At 46.1% G+C, this 14,795-nt stretch carries 15 protein-coding genes; 7 read left to right on the top strand and 8 right to left on the bottom strand.

Translation table 11 applies throughout. The annotated features are described in order from the left end of the window. Positions 1 to 19 precede the first annotated feature (19 nt). Positions 20 to 880: a glycosyltransferase family 8 protein gene (locus G4P54_RS19825; RefSeq protein WP_024713168.1), complete on the top strand. Its 861-nt coding sequence runs from the start codon at positions 20 to 22 to the stop codon at positions 878 to 880. Positions 881 to 933: 53 nt separating this feature from the next. Here the strand turns inward: G4P54_RS19825 and sacY are convergent, their stop codons facing one another. The 3 genes from sacY to epr form a co-directional block, all read right to left on the bottom strand. After that, positions 934 to 1,776: a transcription antiterminator SacY gene (gene sacY / locus G4P54_RS19820; RefSeq protein WP_167873623.1), complete on the bottom strand. Its 843-nt coding sequence runs from the start codon at positions 1,774 to 1,776 to the stop codon at positions 934 to 936. Positions 1,777 to 1,829: 53 nt separating this feature from the next. Beyond that, positions 1,830 to 3,212, bottom strand: a complete 1,383-nt coding sequence (locus tag G4P54_RS19815) for a sucrose-specific PTS transporter subunit IIBC (protein WP_167873622.1) — start codon at positions 3,210 to 3,212, stop codon at positions 1,830 to 1,832. 444 nt (positions 3,213 to 3,656) lie between these two features. Beyond that, positions 3,657 to 5,594, bottom strand: coding sequence for a minor protease Epr (epr, locus tag G4P54_RS19810; RefSeq protein ID WP_167873621.1), 1,938 nt, complete (start codon positions 5,592 to 5,594; stop codon positions 3,657 to 3,659). A gap of 225 nt (positions 5,595 to 5,819) precedes the next feature. Here epr and celB point away from each other — a divergent pair, with 225 nt between their 5' ends. Further along, positions 5,820 to 7,154 carry a PTS cellobiose transporter subunit IIC gene (celB, locus tag G4P54_RS19805; protein WP_167873620.1) on the top strand — a complete coding sequence of 445 codons (1,335 nt, stop codon included), beginning with the start codon at positions 5,820 to 5,822 and terminating at the stop codon, positions 7,152 to 7,154. Positions 7,155 to 7,229: 75 nt separating this feature from the next. Beyond that, positions 7,230 to 7,907 carry a DUF2711 family protein gene (locus tag G4P54_RS19800; RefSeq protein WP_167873619.1) on the top strand — a complete coding sequence of 226 codons (678 nt, stop codon included), beginning with the start codon at positions 7,230 to 7,232 and terminating at the stop codon, positions 7,905 to 7,907. Positions 7,908 to 7,945: 38 nt separating this feature from the next. Here the strand turns inward: G4P54_RS19800 and glxA are convergent, their stop codons facing one another. Next, entirely contained in the window at positions 7,946 to 8,326 is a 381-nt protein-coding gene (gene glxA, locus G4P54_RS19795; protein ID WP_003236077.1) for a glyoxalase GlxA, read from the bottom strand. Between the two features lie 122 nt (positions 8,327 to 8,448). Between glxA and G4P54_RS19790 the strand changes: the two genes are divergently transcribed. Beyond that, entirely contained in the window at positions 8,449 to 9,636 is a 1,188-nt protein-coding gene (locus tag G4P54_RS19790) for a class I SAM-dependent rRNA methyltransferase (RefSeq protein ID WP_167873618.1), read from the top strand. Between the two features lie 34 nt (positions 9,637 to 9,670). On the opposite strand, the gene G4P54_RS19785 is transcribed toward G4P54_RS19790, so the two are convergent. The 4 genes from G4P54_RS19785 to G4P54_RS19770 form a co-directional block, all read right to left on the bottom strand. Further along, the gene (locus G4P54_RS19785) at positions 9,671 to 9,868 is read right to left on the bottom strand and encodes a YwbE family protein (RefSeq protein ID WP_014481283.1); all 198 of its coding nucleotides are present in this window, start codon (positions 9,866 to 9,868) and stop codon (positions 9,671 to 9,673) included. A gap of 34 nt (positions 9,869 to 9,902) precedes the next feature. Further along, positions 9,903 to 11,105, bottom strand: a complete 1,203-nt coding sequence (locus G4P54_RS19780) for an MFS transporter (RefSeq protein ID WP_167873617.1) — start codon at positions 11,103 to 11,105, stop codon at positions 9,903 to 9,905. A gap of 102 nt (positions 11,106 to 11,207) precedes the next feature. Then, on the bottom strand, positions 11,208 to 11,885 hold the full coding sequence (locus tag G4P54_RS19775; RefSeq protein WP_024713160.1) for a CidB/LrgB family autolysis modulator: 678 nt from the start codon (positions 11,883 to 11,885) through the stop codon (positions 11,208 to 11,210). Then, a complete protein-coding gene (locus tag G4P54_RS19770; protein WP_003222205.1) occupies positions 11,867 to 12,253 on the bottom strand; it encodes a CidA/LrgA family holin-like protein in 387 nt (128 codons plus the stop codon). Before G4P54_RS19770 ends, G4P54_RS19775 begins: the two co-directional genes overlap by 19 nt. Before the next feature lie 105 nt (positions 12,254 to 12,358). Here G4P54_RS19770 and cidR point away from each other — a divergent pair, with 105 nt between their 5' ends. The 3 genes from cidR to thiE are packed head-to-tail and all read left to right on the top strand — an operon-like array spanning position 12,359 to position 14,758. After that, entirely contained in the window at positions 12,359 to 13,267 is a 909-nt protein-coding gene (gene cidR / locus G4P54_RS19765; protein WP_024713159.1) for a cidABC operon transcriptional activator CidR, read from the top strand. Positions 13,268 to 13,274: 7 nt separating this feature from the next. Next, on the top strand, positions 13,275 to 14,093 hold the full coding sequence (thiM, locus tag G4P54_RS19760) for a hydroxyethylthiazole kinase (protein WP_167873616.1): 819 nt from the start codon (positions 13,275 to 13,277) through the stop codon (positions 14,091 to 14,093). Continuing rightward, complete coding sequence (thiE, locus tag G4P54_RS19755) at positions 14,090 to 14,758, top strand: thiamine phosphate synthase (RefSeq protein WP_167873615.1); 669 nt, start codon at positions 14,090 to 14,092, stop codon at positions 14,756 to 14,758. The genes thiM and thiE overlap by 4 nt, the downstream gene beginning before the upstream one ends. Positions 14,759 to 14,795 lie beyond the last annotated feature (37 nt).

Raw genomic sequence — 14,795 nt, 5'->3', positions numbered from 1 at the left:
CAAAGGGAGATGAATACCATTGAAGAAAGATGAAATTATGCATATCGTGTCATGCGCAGATGATAATTATGCTCGTCATTTAGGTGGGATGTTCGTTTCTTTATTGACAAATATGGACCAGGACAGAAAGATCAAATTATACGTCATTGATGGCGGAATTGAGCCTGATAACAAAAAAAGACTCGAAGAAACCACTTTGAAGTTCGGTGTGCCGATTGAGTTTTTAGAAGTGGATCCCAACATGTATGAACATGCGGTGGAGAGCAGCCATATTACAAAAGCGGCGTATTACCGCATTTCGATTCCTGATTTAATTAAGGATGAGAGCATCAAACGAATGATTTATATCGACTGTGATGCGCTGATTCTTGAGGATATTTCAAAACTGTGGGACTTGGATATTGCGCCGTATACAGTTGCTGCTGTTGAGGATGCGGGGCAGCATGAACGCTTAAAAGAAATGAACGTCAGTGATACAGGGAAGTATTTTAACTCCGGTATCATGATTATTGATTTTGAGCCTTGGAGAAAGCAAAACATCACAGAAAAAGTCATCAACTTTATCAATGAACACCCAGAGGAAGACTTCCTTGTGCTGCATGACCAAGATGCGCTGAATGCGATTTTATATGATCAGTGGTATGAACTTCATCCGCGCTGGAACGCTCAAACTTATATTATATTGAAAATGAAAACGCCTGCGACGCTGTCAGGCCAGAAGCTTTATAGAGAAACGAGAGAAAACCCGGCCATTGTCCACTTCTGCGGCGGAGAAAAGCCTTGGAATTCAAATACAAAACACCCGTATCGCGATCAATATTTCCATTACATGTCGTATACAAAGTGGAACACGATCAGCAATCCGGCGATGAACCAATAAACCAGATATAAAAAACGCTTTTGACCATCTCAAAAGCGTTTTTTTTCTTTGCCTCAGCGTGCGACTGAACGTTGGTAAAACCGCTGAATATGCATGGCGATATAGCACAATTCCTTTTCGGGAAACTCAAAGCCATATTCCTTTTTCACAAATGTGCCGATGCTTAGTGCGCACAGGAAGGCATCCTTAAACCTCTCTTTAATAATATCGATCATTTCCATGTCCAGCTCGTAAATCGATTCACCCGCTTTGATATGCTGAATGGCAAAGCGGAGATGAGTCACAAGCCGTTCATAGGAGATGGTATCTTCCACGATATTAATTGACAGCTGGATTTCAATAATCTCGATAATGTCACGGATCATTGTTGTAATATCAAGCGTCTGTGTCATATCACCGGCATTGTTTCTTGCTGTATGGATGTGCATGGCGATATTGCCGATTTCATCATCGGGAATGTGAATCCCCAGTTTATCTTTAATCAGCGCTCTGGCCCACAAGCCGATCTGGAATTCCTTCGGATAAAGAACTTTGATCTCATTCAACAGCGGGTTTTTGATGACCATCCCGTTGCTCAGGCGTTCAATCGCAAAGGAAAGATGGTCAGAAAAAGCAACGTGAATGCGCTCGTTGATTTTAATGTTCAGTTCTTTTTCGGCATGGGAAATAATTTGCTCGGAAATCTGAATATGGTCTTCCGGCAATGTTTCTAAAATCTCTTCAAACTGCTTATAGTCAGCTGTATCTTTTCTGACAAACGTTTTTTCTATTTTTGACTGGTCGACAATATCATTCTTCTTCTTGTCGAACGCAATTCCTGCACCTAAGAGAATCTTCTCTTCATGTTGATCCTTTACGACGATAGCATTATGATTTAAGATTCTTTTAATTTTCATAGCTTTTTTGTCCTTTCATCCCCCGTTTTATGAATGAAAACGAATAAATCCTGTTATTCTGTCTCTTCTTTAAACCCGAGAAACAATGTAGCTATAAAAGCAGAGACGGCCGCGATCAAAAAACCGATCATATAATGAACAAAATTGGCAGTGCCGAACGGCAGCACGATTGAAATCATCGGAATGCCCGTCAGTCCGTAGGAATTCGACACGACATGCGCCGCAACCACGTATGCGCCGCCAATAGCGCCGCCGATGGCAGCCCCGATAAAGGGACGGATCAGTTTGACATTTACCCCGAATACAATCGGCTCTACAATGCCTAAAAACGCGGTCAGGGAAGCGGGGAGCGCAATTTTCTTCAGACTTGATTGTTTCGTTTTGAAGAAAACCGCAAGCCCCGCTCCGCCTTGGGCCACATTTGCCATCGACCATATCGGCACTAAAAAGTTCACACCGACATGCGGATCAGCAAGCAGCGTTGCTTCAATCGCATAAAAGCTATGATGCAAGCCAGATAGAACGATAGTGGAGTAGATGCCGCCGAAAAGGGCCCCGGCAGCAATGCCGGCGTGATCATAAATATAGACAATCGACTGTGTCATGATCTGGCCGATGATAGACGCGGCGGGATTCATCACAATCAGCGCGAGGCACCCAGTCGCCATGACCGTAATAAAAGGAATGATGACGACATCAAGTGACTTCGGTACAATCGATTTTAATAGCTTTTCGATTTTGCTCATGACATAAACGGAGAGAAGAATCGGTATAATGGCACCCTGATAGCCCATCATTGGAACATGCAGCCCCCAGATGTCTAAGGAAGCGGGGGTTTTGCTGCCGAGCATAGACGGGTCCAGCAGATCAGGGTGCGTCAGGAAACCTGCGATCACTGCCCCTAAATAGGGGTTGTTGCCAAATTGCCGTGCTGCACTGAAGCCGACCAAAATCGGCAGCAAAATAAAGGCTGTGCTGGACACGAGGTCGAGCATTTTGATCCACGGACTGTCGGCTGTGAACCAGTGAAACACCTTAATCATTCCGATCAGCCCCATGAGCAGGCCGCTTGCTGTTATTGCCGGGATAATCGGCACAAAAATATCGGACAGTGTTTTCGCAAATGCTGCGACAGGGTTCAGCTTCCGGCTGGCCTTTTTCTGTTGAACAGCAGGTTCTTCAGAAGGCGAGTTCTCCCACACGTGAATGACTTCTTTATATATTTTGTTGACGACGCCTGCTCCAAAGATAATCTGGAACAGCCCATATCGGAAAAAGGTGCCCTGCACGCCTTGCAGGCCTTCAATGGTATGTATATCGATTTTCGTCTCGTCTTTTACCTCAAAGCGAAGACGGGTCGTACAATGGCTGATGTTGATAATATTGCTTTTTCCTCCTGCAAGGAGCAATAAATCTTTTGCAATCTCTTTTTGCAAGCAATCAAAACCTCCTTTACTGAAGAAAAGTCGGCTTGTTCATCGTATCAAATGAAAAGTTGACAATCAAAATGAAAAAAGTGAGAAAAACTGCTGAAAATGACAAAATGTGCAGCGACAACAAAAATGCCCGCGTCGGTGACGGAGCATTAGAATAGTGGGTGTCTATGGCGCCGTTCTGATCCCAACACGAAAAGAAGGGTTAAAATGCCCTGTTTTTTAGGCACTAATACTCCTTTTGCATCATTGGGTCTTGCCTGCCTGACAGTCACAATCCCTCCATATGTGGTGATAACTGTAATAACGTTCATTTTATGCTGTTCATTGCTGGATAGCAATAGTATGAAAAGCCCGTGCGTTGAATGGGAAAAAGGTTGTGTCGGGGGGTTGGGGCATGCAAAAAAGCCTGTAAGACCTAGAATGCAGGTCCTGCAGGCTTTTTGGTTACTTTTTCGGTTTGACGGCATTCAGCCGTTTTTGCAGCTTTGTTTTATCAGTTGATGCTTTTAATTGATTCACTGCGGCCTGAGCGGATGTCTTTGCTTTTTTTGTTTTGTCTTTTTCCGCTTTCTTTACTTTGTTTTTCGCAGCTTCGACTTTTTTCGCTTCGGCTGCCGCCACTTTTTTCTTCACTTTATCTAACCGTTTTTGCAATGATGTTTTGTCTTTGCTTGACTGAAGCTGATTGACTGCTGATTGTGCTTTTGTTGCATTTGCATCAGTTGATTTCTTTTCTGCTGCAGATACGGATTGCTGCGCCGTTTTCAAATTATTGCTTTTCACTTTGTTCAGGCGTTTTTGCAGGACCGTTTTTTCTGAACCATCCGGAAGCTTGCTGACTGCTGATTGTGCGCTGTCAACATCTGTTTTCTTTTTGCTTTTTTCCGCTTTCGCCACTTTCTCTTTCGCTTGCTTTGATGCGATGTAGCGTTTTACTTGATCTAAGCGTTTTTGCAGATTCGCTTTATCAGTTCCGTTTGGAAGCTTATTTATGGCAGCTTGTGCTGTATCAACGGTCTGCTGTGTTTTATATTTTTCTGCTTTTACGACTTTGTCTTTCGCATCTTTTACACTTCTGTATGACTGTACGTTATCCAGTCTTTTTTGCAGGGCTGTTTTTGCGGCGGGATCCGGGAGCTGGCTGACGAGTTCTCTCGCTTTGTCGATATCGGTTTGTACTTTTGTTTGTTCCGCTTTTTTTACCGCTTGCTCTGCGGACGTGTACGCTGCATCTGATTCCTGCGCTTTATACTGGATTAAGCCGTAGCCAAATTGCTGATCGCGGCCCGCGGCTCCTAGATCAACGATATTTTTCTGCATATCCGCGCGAAGCTGCACATTTGTCTCGGCAGGATCACGCTGTTTTAACAAAGCAAACATGGCAGCAACGTGAGGTGTCGCTTGGGATGTTCCGCTTCCAGTCGCATAATATTGGTGTAAATAAGTGCTCGTGATGTTTGTTCCCGGCGCTGAAAATTCAACTTCATTCCCAGTCGTTGAGAAGGAGGCAAGCTGATTATTTTCGTTTGTTGCTGAAACGGCAACGACACTGCTGTACGCCGCCGGATAGTCCACTGGCTTGCCGTTCCCGTCATTTCCGCTTGCGGCAACGAGCAGAACGCCTTGCTCATATGCTTTGTCCACGGCGTCATGGAGGATTTGGCTGTCTGCCGTCGTGCCAAGGCTCATATTGATAATGTCCATCCGGTTTGTGATCGACCAGTCGATTCCTTGGAGAAGGCTTTGAAGATTCCCCGAACCGTTCTGATCAAGTGCTTTAACCGCGTATATTTGTGCTTCCGGTGCGATGCCGTCAATTCCGTAGCCGTTATGCTTGGCTCCGATAATCCCTGCGACATGTGTTCCGTGGCCGTTATCATCTTTGTAAGAAGAGGTGTAACTGACAGCTGAATACCCGCCGGCAATCGACAGGTCATCATGGGGGGAGATGCCGCTGTCAATGACTGCAATTTTCACATCCTTGCCTGTCAGTCCCGCTTTCCAAGCCTGTTTCACTTGAATTGGCTCAAGGTTCCACTGCTTGAAGTTGTCAGAGGTCTCATTGCTGTCTGACAGCACTTTGACATCCGTGCCGCCTGCTGCGGCAAATGAGACATTGTTTTCAACATATAAAATATCAGGGTCTTGTTTTAATTCTTTCACTGTCTCCTGATCTGCTGTGACTGCTACAGCCGGAAGATGCTTATACTGCTGTTCAACCTCAGCATCGCTCTCAAGGACGGTATCCTTGCCGGCTTTGTTTTTATAAACCACAATGACTTCTTTTTCGCTGCTTGTTTGCGCGTGGGCGAGAGGGCCTGTGGCGAGAAAACTGAAAAACAGAGTGGCTGATACAACAAGTTTGCAAGACATGTTTTTCATGATGAATCTCCTTTTTCTATGATGTTTGATATATATATCGGAGAAAAAACAGAGTTTAATAGTAAGGCGAAAATTTTTTTATGAACAAGATTGAGCTGGCAGCATGCAGATTTTTTCCGCAGGAAGAGGAAATTTTCCAGATGAATTTGTAAGCGTTTTCAAAATAAGATAAAGAAAACATTGCGGAGGTTGTTCACAAAGCAATGAGAAAAGGGGGCTTTTCAGATGAGCGCATTCACTCGGGTGATGGAAGAAAAAATAATGCCTGTCGCTGGGAAAATTGCCGGACAGCGGCATCTCAGCGCATTGCGTGACGGAATTATCCTGACCATGCCGCTGATTATTATCGGGTCTGTCTTTTTGATTTTAACGAGCCTGCCGATTCCCGGTTATGCTGATTTCATGACGAGTGTGTTTGGGAAAGAGTGGGCAGTTAAGCTCGGATATCCTGTTAATGCTTCGTTTGATATTATGGCCATGATCGCCGCTTTTGGAATTGCCTACCGGCTGGCAGAAAGCTATGGTGTCGATGCCCTTTCGGCCGGGGCGATATCCATTGCCGCATTTTTATTGGCAACGCCGTTTGAGGTGCCGTTTACGCCGGATGGCTCGACGGAATCCATCATGGTTGGAGGCGGAATCCCTATTACATTGCTTGGCAGCAAGGGGTTATTTGTCGCCATGCTGATCGCCTTGTTTTCAACTGAAATATATCGGTACATTATTCAAAAAAACATCGTTTTCAAAATGCCAGACGGCGTGCCGCCGGCGGTAAGCAAATCATTTGTCGCGCTGATACCCGGCTTTATCATTGTGTTTCTCGTGTGGCTGGCGCGTCTTCTGATTGAAATGACGCCTTTTCAGAGCCTGCACAATGTCGTAGGAGACCTGCTGGGCACACCGCTTTCCATTCTTGGCGGCAGTCTCGGCGGAAGTCTGATCGCTGAATTCGTGCAGATGCTGCTTTGGGCGTGCGGGATTCACGGGGCTTCCATCATTGGCGGCATTATGTCGCCGATTTGGTACGGTGCGATGGATGTCAACCGTCTCGCGTTTCAGGCAGGCGAGGCGCTGCCGAGTATTTTTACGACTCAGTTTTTTCAAATTTGGATCAATGTCGGCGGAAGCGGAGCGACGCTGGCGCTTGTCCTGACAATGCTTGTGCGGTCCCGTAGCAAACAAATGAAACAGCTTGGCCGATTGGGGATTGGCCCCGCGCTATTTAATATCAACGAGCCGATTATTTTCGGCATGCCGATTGTCATGAACCCGCTGCTCATCGTCCCATTCATCATCGCGCCCCTCCTCACCATTACCGCGACTTATATCGGTATGAGCACCGGACTGGTGGCGAGGCCGGCCGGAATCGCCGTGCCATGGACGATGCCGCCGCTCATATCAGGCTACCTGGCAACAGGCGGAAAGGTGTCGGGCGCCGTTATGCAGCTGGTGAATCTGCTGATCACCTGCGCCATCTACTATCCGTTTTTCAGAATATGGGATCATCAAAAATGGAAGGAAGAGAGTGCGGTTGAAGCCGGAGATAAAAATGGGTTGTAATAGATAATCAGCCTGTCATAGGGCTGATTACCTTCTTTTAATCGAAAAATGTTAGAATATGTAAAGGGGGTGCGCATGCTAGAATACATATGGTTAGATGACGAAACACCAATCTTACAACAAGTACCAGTTGAATACTCATCAGCTGCTATTATTTTTTCTCCTTTTATCCAAATGCCTGAAGGATGGGAAAAGGCAAAGAGAAAAAATGATTACGAGCATATTTACCCAAACGATGATGACATCAGAGGAAAAGGCAAGGCTGTTTCCTGGAAGAAGGTTATGTCCTCTTGCGGCTTTAAAACACATGCTGAGCTGGCGCTTGCTTTAATGACGTCAATAGGCGCCTTAAGGGATGAGTACGCGAGAGAGGATTTAGCGGATCTTTTACATGTAAATATAAAAGGAGATCTCTTTTATCCCAGTGAGGATCATATTTCTCCTTTTCATATTCCCAGTTTGGTAAAGGTATTAGGTGCGAACGGATCCAATCGGTTTTATTACGCAGAACCAATTGTGGAAAACAGCGGCTTTCTGGATATAACAGAGGCTAACTTGCGTACGGTCCTTGATGATGCCGCCGCAGAGCTCATTTTGATGGATGACAAAATGGACTTTGTGTTTATGAGTGTATACGATTCATTCATTAATGTATTTTTAGCCAAAGATGAAAGCATCAATGAATGGGTTCGGCTTATGGACTGGGAGGCCAGGATTTGCGATGAGTCCACGCATATCAGTTGGTATACATAAACAAAGAACGTACATCTCAACATGTACGTTCTTTGCTTTTAACGCTGGAAGAACTCAATCCACTCACCGTCAGGACCTTCGATATAAAAATAACGGTATCCGTTTGGAAGTGTCGTGATCTCTTCGTCGATAAATTTCGCGTTCATTCTTTCCGCTTTTGTATATTCAGCCGCGATGTCATCCGTCAGCAGGGCAATGTGGTGCACTTTTCCTTCGACAGGCAGCTCGCTGCTGTAGCCTTGAATCAGTTCGATTTCTGTTTCCGGGCCATCTTCAAAGCCGAGAAAAGCAAGCTCAATCACACCGTTCGTGTGTGTGATGCGATCCTTCAATTTCATGCCGAGAACCTCTTCATAAAATGTGATGGACGCGTTGATATCCCTTACCATAATGCCTGTATGATCAATTCGTTTTGCCATGCTGATCCTCCTCGTAATTGTTATTTGTCTATCGTAGAAAAACCTTTCCTTTCTGTCAATGCAGACATCTTGGCGTTTTGTGGTACGATAAGGGAAAGCAAACAGAAAGAGGACGAATAGATATGAAGCTACTCACCTTAAAGAACGCACATGCTGCAAAAATCAAAAAAGGCTATCCGCTTATCGATAAGGAAGCTCTCGCAGGGAGTGCGGGGCACGTAAAAGAAGGAGACCTCGTGGATATCGTGTCAGAGAGCGGCGAGTTTCTCGCGCGGGGCTATTACGGTCTGCAAAACAAAGGGGTCGGCTGGACGCTTACCCGCAATAAACAAGAACAGATTGACCAAGTGTTTTTTCTCAGTAAACTAACAAAAGCGGTTCAAGCGCGCGCCAAACTTTTCGCAGCTCAAGATACAACGGCTTTCCGTATGTTCAATGGTGAGGGCGACGGCATTGGCGGCGTCACGATCGACTATTATGACGGTTACCTGCTGGTTCAATGGTACAGCAAAGGCATTTACACCTTTAAAGACATGCTGGTTTCCGCTTTGGATGAGCTGGACCTTGATTATAAAGCGATTTACGAGAAGAAACGCTTCGACACGGCCGGACAATACGTCGAAGATGATGACTTCGTCAAGGGGGAAAGAGGCGAGTTCCCGATCATCATTCAGGAAAATGGCATTCAATACGCAGTCGATTTGAATGAAGGCGCCATGACGGGCATCTTTTTGGATCAGAGACATGTGCGCAAGGCGATCAGAGACCGGTATGCAAAAGGGAAAACAGTGTTAAATACGTTTTCTTATACGGGTGCATTCTCCGTGGCAGCGGCGCTTGGCGGAGCGGAGAAAACAACAAGCGTTGACGTGGCGAACCGGAGCCTGGCCAAAACGATCGAGCAATTCAGCGTGAACAAGCTGGACTATGAGGCACACGACATTAAAGTGATGGACGTGTTTAACTATTTTTCGTACGCGGCGAAAAAAAATCTGCGCTTTGATCTGATTATTCTCGACCCGCCTTCGTTTGCGCGTACAAAAAAACGCACCTTCAGCGCGGCCAAGGATTATAAAAACCTGCTGAAGGAAACGATCGCTATTACAGCTGACAAAGGCATCATTGTTGCTTCCACAAACAGCAGCGCCTTCGGGATGAAGAAATTTAAAGGCTTCATCGATGCCGCCTTTAAAGAAACAAATGAACGCTACACCATTATTGAGGAATTCACACTGCCGGACGATTTCAAAACGATTTCGGCGTTTCCTGAGGGCAACTACCTAAAAGTGGTTTTTCTTCAGAAAAAATAAAGCAAAAAGCTGCCCTGTTCAGGAGCAGCTTTTTTTATGTAGAAATGATCTGCTGGACGCGGCCGATGCGCCCATCTTCAAGCCGCACTTTAATGCCGTGCGGATGAAAGCTTGACTTCGTCAAAATATCCTTCACTGTCCCTCGTGTCAGTTTTCCTGTTTTTTGATCTTCTTTCAAGACAATATCCACCTGTAACCCTTTCGAAATGCTGTTTCTCTCTTGCCCGTTCATCGCGCTCATCCTTTCTTTTTGTTCATTATAGTCATTATGGTTTAAAAGTAACAGCTGTCTGATGAAGTGTATGTTTATTTTTTTCCGCCTTCATTAAATATAATGTCAGCCCAAAGCCTGCGATGCTCAAAATGCCAAACAGCAAGTAGACTGCGAAAATCGAGACGTAGTCAAAAATGTACCCGCCTGCAAATGTGCAGAACCAGTTGCCGAATCCATTGCCGATAGCGGCGTACATGGTCAGAGCCGTCGCTTCAATGTGGCTCGGCGTAATCTTTTTCACGTATTGGAGCGCCGCGGGGATAAATAAACCGATGGCCACTCCTTGTAGAAAGACCGTCGTATAAATGATCCATAATGAAGGCGCTGTGAAATAGAGCGCCCACCTGAATAATGAAACCCCGCCTGACAGCATAATGACGTTGAGCAGCCCCATTTTATTTATAAATGTTTGGGCGAATCTCATAAATGGAATTTCTGAAATGACGCCGATGAAAAATAAAATGCCGATGGCGGAAAGCGATGCGCCGCTTTTGTCCAGAAAAAGACTGAAATACGTATTGTTCGCTAAGTTTGGAGCAAATGTCGTAAAGGTGATGATCATAAAGATGAGGAACGTTTTGTTGCTGATAAGCTCTCGGAACCCTTTGCGGATATTGACCTTTGTTTTCACTTTCTGCTGGCCCGGCATTTGAGAAGCCAATATGGCGGCAATGCACAGAAAGATACAGCCGAAGATAAAGATCACATGAATGGGATACAGCTGATTCGTTACCTGTCCCATGACAAACACCGCGACACCGAAGCCGAGAGAACCAAACAGGCGAATTCCCCCGTAGTTGCCGTTTGTTTCTAGTGTGTACCTTAATGAAATGCTGTCCGATAATGGGATAATCGTACTTTGAAAGGCTGCAAAACAGGCCGCAATCAAAATAAACAGAGGAAAGCCGTCAAATGCAATATAGCCTAATCCAATGATACCTGTGATTGAGGTGCAAACCGCCAGCAGGCTTTTCGTTTTTTGCGTATAGTCGCTCAGCATGCCCCAAAACGGCTGAAAGAAAATCATCACAATCGGGCCGAGTGACATGATCAAGCCGACCTGTGATCCGCTTAAATGCTGTTCTTTCGTTAAAAACATACTGAGTAAGGGGATGATGCTGCCCGTGCCGAGAAAAGCAAACAAATAAAACCCTTTTAACGCGGCATAATGCCGTCTCACCTGCAAGTTGTGCATGGGGGTGCCTCCTTTGGTATCCACAAATACATTATATTGGAATTCTCCAGCTTTTCAATAAGGAGGACCACATAAAAAAACTGCCCTCGAGAGGACAGTTTTTTACATAAATGAAAGTAAAAACGGCGCCGCGCAAAGCGTCATGATCGCAGCTAAGATCATCGACACACTGGAAATCGTGCCGGACACAGAGCTGAGCTCAAATGCTTTAGACGTCCCGGCTCCGTGTGCGCTTGTGCCAAGCAGCACGCCCCGCGCGATTTCGTTATCGATGCGGAAGTATCGGATGACCATCGGGCCGATCACTGTGCCGAGCAACGCGGTTAAAATCACAAACACGGCAGTGACGGCAGGCATGCCCCCGATCATTTCAGATACGTTCATGGCGATCGGCGTTGTCACTGATCTGGGGACGAGGCTGTCAATTAAGCCTGTGCCGAGGTGAAGCCATTTCGCAATAAGAGCGGTTGAAATAATCGCGATGCACGAACCGACGGCCACGTTCAAAATAATTTCCACTGCGTATTTCTTTAAAACAGGGAAATATTTATATAGCGGGATCGCGAATGCCACGGTGGCCGGCTGAAGCATATCGGTCAGAAATCCGCCGCCGAGATTATAGGACTCGTACGGTACATTCACCAGCAGCAGCAGACCGACTAACACAGCAGGCGTCACCAATAACGGCGACGTATAAACACGCGGAAAGCGTTGATATACCTTTTTTGCTCCTAAATACACCAAAACCGTTAAAAATAAACTTACAATTCCGATGAACACGTATGCTTTTTCTCCTTTCTTTTTGCAATGATTTGTGTAAGCGTTCCTGTAGACACCATCACGACAAACGTGCTGATGATGACAACAAGCAGAATGCTGACACCGAATTTCGACATAATGTCTCCGTATTCAATCACTCCGACGGCAGACGGGATAAAAAATAAAAGCAGCTCCCCGAGAAGCCACGCCGCGCCAAGCTCTATCCATTCAAGCTTGATAATCTTAAAGTGTAATAATGTGAAAAGAATCACAATCCCAATTATACTGCCGGGAATATTTATATGAAGAAGGGCTGTCACCCAATTAATCAGCCGAGCAAATATAAATAACAGAGCGATTTGAATAACGGTTAGCAACAGTTTTTTCATATTGATGCCTCCCTTATATTCATATTGTACATAAGCTAACGCTATAGGTAAAATATATATAAAGAATAATAAGTATTCCTTTTGTCTATAGAAAGGGTGAAGCACATGGATATCCGCCATTTAACATATTTTCTGGAAGTCGCCCGATTAAAAAGCTTTACGAAGGCTTCCCAATCCCTTTATGTTTCTCAGCCGACGATATCAAAAATGATCAAGAACTTAGAAGAGGAGCTCGGCATCGAACTGTTTTACCGAAACGGCAGGCGGGTGGAATTGACTGACGCCGGCCAGAGCATGTATGTGCAGGCGCAGGAAATTATTAAATCATTTCAAAACCTGACGTCAGAATTAAATGATATTATGGAGGTCAAGAAAGGGCACGTGCGGATCGGACTGCCTCCGATGATTGGATCGGGATTTTTCCCGCGAGTGCTCGGAAATTTCCGTGAAAATTATCCGAATATCACCTTTCAGCTTGTCGAAGACGGTTCTATAAAAGTCCAAGAAGGTGTCGGGGACGGCTCTCTTGATATCGGTGTTGTCGTTCTTCCCGCAAATGAAGATATGTTTCATTCTTTTACAATTGTAAAAGAAACCCTGATGCTTGTCGTTCACCCTTCCCACCGGCTGGCAGACGAAAAAGAGTGCAGGCTGCTTGAGTTGAAGGATGAGCCTTTTATTTTCTTCAGGGAGGATTTTGTCCTGCACAATCGAATTATGACGGAATGTATCAAGGCTGGATTCCGGCCTCATATCATTTACGAAACCTCCCAATGGGATTTTATCAGTGAGATGGTGTCGGCCAACCTTGGAATCGGGCTTTTGCCGGAACGGATATGCCGCGGACTTGACCCGGAAAAAGTGAAAGTCATTCCACTTGTCGATCCGGTCATCCCTTGGCACCTCGCCATTATTTGGAGAAAAGACCGCTACTTGCCCTTTGCGGCCAGAGCTTGGCTCGAACATACGAAATCGTATTTATGGGACCCGAAAAAAGATAGTAAAAAAGGATGATGCGAACATGGATGCACAATCAGCAGCACAATGCCTTACAGCTGTCCGCCGGCATAGCCCTCTGGTGCACAGCATAACCAACAATGTCGTAACGAATTTTACAGCAAACGGCCTGCTCGCCCTCGGCGCATCACCCGTTATGGCGTACGCGAAAGAGGAAGTCGCAGACATGGCAAAGATCGCGGGTGCGCTCGTTTTAAATATCGGAACGCTGAGCAAGGAATCAGTCGAAGCGATGATCATCGCGGGAAAATCAGCCAATGAACATGGCGTCCCCGTCATTCTTGATCCTGTCGGCGCCGGAGCAACACCGTTCCGCACGGAATCGGCGCGTCACATCATTCGTGAGGTGCGCCTCTCTGCGATCAGAGGAAACGCGGCGGAAATTGCCCATACTGTTGGCGTGACAGATTGGCTGATTAAAGGTGTTGATGCGGGAGAAGGCGGAGGCGACATCATCCGGCTGGCCCAGCAGGCGGCGCAAAAGCTCAACACGGTCATTGCGATCACTGGCGAAGTCGATGTCATAGCCGGCACGTCGAACGTATATACCGTCCATAACGGCCACAAGCTCCTGACGAAAGTGACAGGCGCCGGATGCCTGCTGACGTCTGTTGTCGGTGCGTTTAGCGTTGTGGAAGAAAATCCATTGTTTGCTGCTATCGCCGCTATTTCTTCGTATGGGGTTGCAGCTCAGCTTGCCGCCCGGCAGACTGCTGATAAAGGTCCGGGAAGCTTTCAGATTGAATTGCTGAACAAGCTTTCATCTGTTACTGAACAAGATGTACAAGAACTGGCGACAATAGAAAGGGTGGCTGTATCATGACACGTATTTCTCGGGAAATGATGAAAGAGTTATTATCTGTTTACTTCATTATGGGGTCGAACAATACGAAAGCCGACCCTGTCACTGTGGTACAAAAAGCGTTAAAAGGCGGTGCCACTCTGTACCAATTTCGTGAAAAAGGCAGGGATGCGCTCACTGGAGAAGCGCGGGTTGAATTCGCTAAAAACGTGCAGGAAGCCTGTCGTGAAGCCGATGTTCCTTTTATTGTCAATGATGACGTAGAGCTGGCTTTGAAACTAAAGGCTGACGGTATTCACATCGGACAGGAAGATGCAAATGCAAAAGAGGTGAGAGACGCCATAGGCGATATGATTCTTGGTGTTTCCGCCCATACAATGTCTGAAGTGAAGCAAGCCGAAGAAGATGGCGCCGATTATGTCGGGCTCGGGCCAATCTATCCGACAGAAACGAAAAAGGATACGAGAGCCGTACAGGGTGTATCTCTCATCGAAGCGGTCCGCCGCCAAGGCATCAGCATTCCGATTGTCGGCATCGGCGGCATCACAATCAAAAATGCCGCACCTGTTATCCAAGCGGGGGCCGATGGTGTCAGCATGATTAGCGCGATCAGTCAATCGGAGAACCCAGAGGCTGCCGCACGCAAATTTTATCAAGAGATTCAAACGTATAAAACAGGAGGATAAACGTTCCTCTTCTTTCAAAAGGCTGTCCTGTAAAGGG

This window comes from Bacillus tequilensis, from assembly GCF_012225885.1.
GTDB classification, from domain to species: domain Bacteria; phylum Bacillota; class Bacilli; order Bacillales; family Bacillaceae; genus Bacillus; species Bacillus tequilensis.
This window is presented reverse-complemented; position numbering and strand designations above follow the sequence as displayed.

Coding starts and splice junctions, on each gene's coding strand:
- G4P54_RS19800 (WP_167873619.1), top strand. CDS start 7,230: ATGCTAGAATACATATGGTTAGATGACGAAACACCAATCTTACAACAA.
- celB (WP_167873620.1), top strand. CDS start 5,820: ATGAGCGCATTCACTCGGGTGATGGAAGAAAAAATAATGCCTGTCGCT.
- glxA (WP_003236077.1), bottom strand. CDS start 8,326: ATGGCAAAACGAATTGATCATACAGGCATTATGGTAAGGGATATCAAC.
- epr (WP_167873621.1), bottom strand. CDS start 5,594: ATGAAAAACATGTCTTGCAAACTTGTTGTATCAGCCACTCTGTTTTTC.
- G4P54_RS19790 (WP_167873618.1), top strand. CDS start 8,449: ATGAAGCTACTCACCTTAAAGAACGCACATGCTGCAAAAATCAAAAAA.
- G4P54_RS19770 (WP_003222205.1), bottom strand. CDS start 12,253: ATGAAAAAACTGTTGCTAACCGTTATTCAAATCGCTCTGTTATTTATA.
- thiE (WP_167873615.1), top strand. CDS start 14,090: ATGACACGTATTTCTCGGGAAATGATGAAAGAGTTATTATCTGTTTAC.
- sacY (WP_167873623.1), bottom strand. CDS start 1,776: ATGAAAATTAAAAGAATCTTAAATCATAATGCTATCGTCGTAAAGGAT.
- G4P54_RS19780 (WP_167873617.1), bottom strand. CDS start 11,105: ATGCACAACTTGCAGGTGAGACGGCATTATGCCGCGTTAAAAGGGTTT.
- G4P54_RS19785 (WP_014481283.1), bottom strand. CDS start 9,868: ATGAACGGGCAAGAGAGAAACAGCATTTCGAAAGGGTTACAGGTGGAT.
- cidR (WP_024713159.1), top strand. CDS start 12,359: ATGGATATCCGCCATTTAACATATTTTCTGGAAGTCGCCCGATTAAAA.
- thiM (WP_167873616.1), top strand. CDS start 13,275: ATGGATGCACAATCAGCAGCACAATGCCTTACAGCTGTCCGCCGGCAT.